Genomic DNA, 3,377 nt, shown 5'->3' on the forward strand with positions numbered 1-3,377 from the left:
GGTGACCCCCTCGGACGGTCCGCCGTCCGGCGGCGTGGTGAGCCAGGTCAGCGACGCCTTGGCCTGCTGGGTGGTGAGCCCCTCGCCCCGGCGTTTCGGACGTTGGTACTCCGGGCTGCGCACCACCCGCAGGCGGTGCCCCTGCACGGTCAGCTCCAGCGCCACCTCGGTGGTCTCCTCTGCCGCCGCGAGGTCGCAGCGCAGGCGTTGCTTGCCGGTGCCGCGCGCGCCCGGCACGACACCGAACAACGCGAAGGCCACCGCGTCGAGCAGCGTCGTCTTGCCCGCGCCCGTGTCCCCGTACAGCAGGAACAACCCGTCCGCACCGAGCTCGTCGAAGTCGACGACCTCCCGGCCCGGGTACGGGCCGAACGCGCGGACCTCAAGCCGGTGCAGCCTCACCGCTGCCCCCTTCCGCCCGGATCGGCCCTGCCCGCGTCCTCGAGCGCCCGTTCCAACAGCGCCCGCTCTCGTTCGTTCGGCGGCTCGCCCCGGCAGTCGGTGAGGAATCCGCTCGCGATCTCGGCGTCCGAGCGGCCCCGTACCGCCTCGGCGTAGCGCAGGACGGCGGTCGTGCCACCCTCGGGCTCCCACTCCATATGGACCGCGTGTGGAAAGCGCTCCCGCAACCTGCGCATGGCATCGAGTGGTCGCACTCGGTCGGTCAGGGTCACCGAGAGGTAACAGTCGACGAGCGCCTCGTACTCCGGCGACTCCAGCAGCTCCTCCAGCGTCCCGCGCGCGGTGGCCAGGTCCCTCGGCACCGGCAGCGCACACCGCCGCACCCCGGCGAGTCCGCCGGCGTCGAGGTCGACCAGCCACACCGCCTTGCGTGCCGTCTCGGAGAACGAGTACGCCAGCGGGCTGCCGGAGTAGCGCAGGTGCTCGGCCAGGCGCTGCGGGCCGTGCAGGTGGCCGAGGGCGACGTAATCGACACCGTCGAACACGGAACCGGGTACCTGCTCGACCCCGCCCACCGCGATCGTCCGCTCCGACTGGCTGCCCGCGCCACCGGTGACGAACGCGTGCGCGGCGACCACCGACCGCGTTCCCGAGGGCCGGTCCGCGAGATCCCGCCTCACTCGCCGCATCGCCTCGGTGAGCACCTCCGTGTGCCCCCGTGCCCGCGGCACCCCGAGTGCGTGCCGCGCGGTGTCCGGTTCGAGATACGGGACGCCGTAGACGGCGACCGGGCCGTGCTCGTCGGAGAGCAGGACCGGCCGGTCGATGTCGTCGACCGCCGTGCGCAGGTGCAGACCACCGGCGGCGGCGAACTCGGCGAACGCGCCCAGCCGCGCGGCCGAGTCGTGGTTGCCCGAGGTGATCACCAGCTCGGCCCCGGCACGCCGCAGCCGCGCGAGCGCCCGCGTGGCCACCCGCACGGCCTCGGCGGAGGGCACCGCCCGGTCGTACACGTCGCCCGCGACGACGACCACGTCCACCGCCTCGCTCTCGACGAGTTCGGCGAGGTGGCCGAGCACGTGGTCCTGCTCGGCGAGCAGGTCGGCTCCGTGAAAGGTCCGGCCCACGTGCCAATCGGAGGTATGCAGCACTCGCACGCCGGTCAAGGTAGAGGCCGCCCACGACAGAACCACGGACCCGTCCCCGGCGTGTCACCCGACCGTGTTGCGCGAATCCGGCGCGGGCGGTTTCGTCGGTACCGCACGCCATCATGGCGCCCGAGAGGGACCGGCACGGGGGAAGAAGGGACGCATCGGTGGGTTCGACGATTCTGGTCACGGCGGCCGTCGTGACCACGCTCGCGTTGGCCGTCGCGGTCATGCTGCTGTGGCGCCTGTACCAGGACGGCATGCGCCGGGCCGACGCGGCGACCCGCACGGTGGAGCAGGAACGAGCCAAAGTGGACCAGCAACAGCAGGCGCTGCGCCGGTACGAGGTCGCCTTCGCCTCGATCAGCGGGCGCGGGGAACTGGGCGAGCAGGTGCTCACGGAGACGGCCCGCGCGCTCGGCCTGCGCGAAGGTCTGCACTTCACCCTCCAGACCGATCTCGCGGGCGGCGGCGCGGCGAAACCGGATCTGGTGCTCACCGTCGGCGGAGGCCGGGCGGTCCCGGTGGACGCGAAGGCGAGCACGGCCTGCTGGGCGGAGGCGGTCGAGACCGACGACCCGGAGGAACGGCTCGACGCGCTGCGGGTCCACGTGCGCAACCTGCGGGCCCGCGCCACCGAGCTCGCGGGCAAGGACTACGCGCGCTGGGCCGACGCCATCTACGGCACGGTGATGTTCGTGCCGTCCGACGCGGCCGTGGTCGCCGCGCTGGACACCGATCCCGAGCTCCTGCGGTGGCTGCTCGACCGGCGGGTGTTCCTCTGCGGGCCGACGGGCTTCGCCGTCCTGGCCTCGGCCGCGCTGTTCGCCGCGACGGAACGCACCCTGGTCGACGACGTGGAGCGAGTGCGCAGCCAGGCCGCCGCCGCCAACCGCGCGGCGGGCAACGCGGTGGAGGCGGTCAACCTCTCCGGCACACACCTGCAACGCTTCCTGTCCGCCCGGCGCCGGGAGATCGATGCCCTCGAACACTTCCGCGCCCAGGTCGCGCCGCTCACCGAGGCCTCCGCCAGTCCCTCACCACCACCGGAGGTCCGCAGGCAGGACGAATTGTCCGCCCCGTGAGCGCGCGACTGTGTGCTTGACCACAGCCGGGTGTGCGACGGTGCCGCGTTCGTCCGGAAGTGGGAGTAAGGTCTGAACCAACAGCGCGTGTCGACGCTGGTCGCACTGTGTGAGTTACCGGTGGGTGCGGTGTGGTGACCGGGGAACGGGATACGGTGTTGCCTCGTGACGGCCATACGAGACCGCCGGAGCGATCCGGACACCGCTGACGACGCCACCGCCGTGCCGTGGGACGAACGGTCCGTGGTCAGGGCACGCCGTGGTGTTCCGTGGTGGGGCGCCGTCCTGATCTCCCTTGCCCTCGCGGCGGCGGGGGCGTTCGCCGAACAGTTGCTGACCGGCGGACTGGGTGTTCCGTTCTACGCCTGCTTCGTCGTCGGCTCTCTCGTGGCCGTCCTCGTGGCCCGCAGGCGTGGCGTCTTCGGGCCCATGGTGCAGCCACCGCTGATCATGGCGGTCGTGGTGCCCACGTCCGTGCTCATGGCCTCGGGCCTTCCCGAAGGCAGCGACATGCTGTCGAAGGCCCTCGCCGTCGGCACCCCGCTGATCAACAGCTTCCCGGTGATGGCCGGCGTGACGGTCGTGACCGTCGCGCTCGGCACGTGGCGGATGGTCCGGGAACGCGCCCCCGGTACCCGCGACCGCGAAGCACCGGACGCGGATTCCGCCTCCGGCCGCCCGCGCACCGGCGGCGGACGAGACCGCCCCCGCGACGACGAACGACCCCGCCGTGGTGACGCGG

Annotated in this window: 4 protein-coding genes; 2 read left to right on the top strand and 2 right to left on the bottom strand. The window is 72.7% G+C overall.

Annotated features, from left to right (window positions below):
- Together SACSA_RS0105760 and SACSA_RS0105765 are read right to left on the bottom strand one after the other, a co-directional pair.
- Positions 1-402, bottom strand: a 402-nt coding sequence (locus SACSA_RS0105760; protein WP_028661584.1) for an AAA family ATPase, incomplete at its 3' end; no start/stop codon positions are given.
- Positions 399-1,559 (bottom strand): exonuclease SbcCD subunit D, encoded by a 1,161-nt coding sequence (locus SACSA_RS0105765; RefSeq protein WP_028661585.1) that lies wholly within the window; start codon positions 1,557-1,559, stop codon positions 399-401. The genes SACSA_RS0105760 and SACSA_RS0105765, both read right to left, overlap by 4 nt.
- Positions 1,560-1,717: 158 nt before the next feature.
- On the opposite strand from SACSA_RS0105765, the gene rmuC reads away from it, so the two are divergent.
- Together rmuC and SACSA_RS25760 are read left to right on the top strand one after the other, a co-directional pair.
- The gene (gene rmuC / locus SACSA_RS0105770; RefSeq protein WP_019814217.1) at positions 1,718-2,635 is read left to right on the top strand and encodes a DNA recombination protein RmuC; all 918 of its coding nucleotides are present in this window, start codon (positions 1,718-1,720) and stop codon (positions 2,633-2,635) included.
- A 165-nt stretch (positions 2,636-2,800) separates the two neighbouring features.
- The coding region (locus tag SACSA_RS25760) for a DUF6542 domain-containing protein (protein ID WP_019814218.1) at positions 2,801-3,377 on the top strand (577 nt) is incomplete at its 3' end.

The sequence above is a fragment of the Saccharomonospora saliphila YIM 90502 genome (assembly GCF_000383795.1).
GTDB lineage: Bacteria > Actinomycetota > Actinomycetes > Mycobacteriales > Pseudonocardiaceae > Saccharomonospora > Saccharomonospora saliphila.